The organism is Vibrio sp. 03_296 (assembly GCF_002265885.1).
The window spans coordinates 1-1,037 of the sequence record NZ_NPKW01000862.1 but is presented as its reverse complement, the minus strand read 5'-3'; the positions used below and the strand labels follow the sequence as shown (position 1 = coordinate 1,037).

Sequence of the window (1,037 nt, the reverse complement as noted above, 5' to 3'; positions counted from 1 at the left end):
TTACCAAAATTTGGCGCTGGAATACCAATTTGAGAGGTACTGAAAAAGACTGGTTCAATCAGATCAAAGTCTTTTTCTTCAACCATGCGCTGCATCAGCACCGAGCCAACCATGCCACGCCAACCAACTAAACCCACTCTCATCACATTAACTCTCCGTGTATTCAAATAACAAAATAAAGTTGCATTAATAGTTCTATTTTCTAGGCAAAATCTCAAGCACTAATTGACGAAAACGTCCAACTTTTTCGTTTTGATTTGTTAAGGTCGCTAAAACTTTATGATTTAGCTTTGGTAAGAGCTCTGACCGAGCTGGATTTCCTAACCAGCCTCTGCATTCACATATGAAGCACATTTATTTCACATCACACAACACTTAAAACTAATTATTTAACTTTAGTAGTTTATTATTTCACAAAATACGTATTACACCGATCTACATCAAAACAAACGACTAAATAAATCGAATTATCCACTACGTTAATGTAATGTAAGCATCCTAAACATACGGGGGCGTAATCCCTCTAACGCTCCGACATTTATCAGAGGAATATATGAAGCAGGAAATTACTCGCTTACCAAGTCTTCCCCAAGTGCTTATTTCACTGGGATTGTTTTTACTTTTGGCTTTTTCGTTTACCGCGAAATTAGATCTACCTATTCAGCTAGCACTTTATATCGGCTGGTTCATTATTATGGTGTTGGGCYTACGTCTAGGTCATCAGTATAAAGACCTGGAAAAGCGGCATTAAACGGAATTTCGAATGGTTTGGGTGCTGTTCTTATTCTATTAGCCGTTGGCGCATTGGTTGGTACCTGGATCTCCGGCGGTATCGTACCCACTATTATTTAACTATCGGTCTGAAGGCAATACATCCTTTCTATCTTCCTTTTATGCCACTATCGATCATTTGTCTCCCTAACAGCTCTTGTCAACAGGCACCTCTTGGGGCGCAGCAGGTACCGCAGGTATCGCAATGATGGGGATTGGCCAAGGTCTTGGCGTACCAGCACCGATCACAGCAGGTGCGGTACTAT

At 40.7% G+C, this 1,037-nt stretch carries 2 pseudogenes; one reads left to right on the top strand and one right to left on the bottom strand.

Features of this window, described 5'->3' with window-relative positions:
- Positions 1-143: pseudogene (locus CIK04_RS28445) on the bottom strand (aspartate-semialdehyde dehydrogenase); the annotation flags it as partial.
- A 410-nt stretch (positions 144-553) separates the two neighbouring features.
- Here CIK04_RS28445 and CIK04_RS28440 point away from each other — a divergent pair.
- A pseudogene (locus CIK04_RS28440) lies at positions 554-1,037 on the top strand (Na+/H+ antiporter NhaC); the annotation flags it as partial.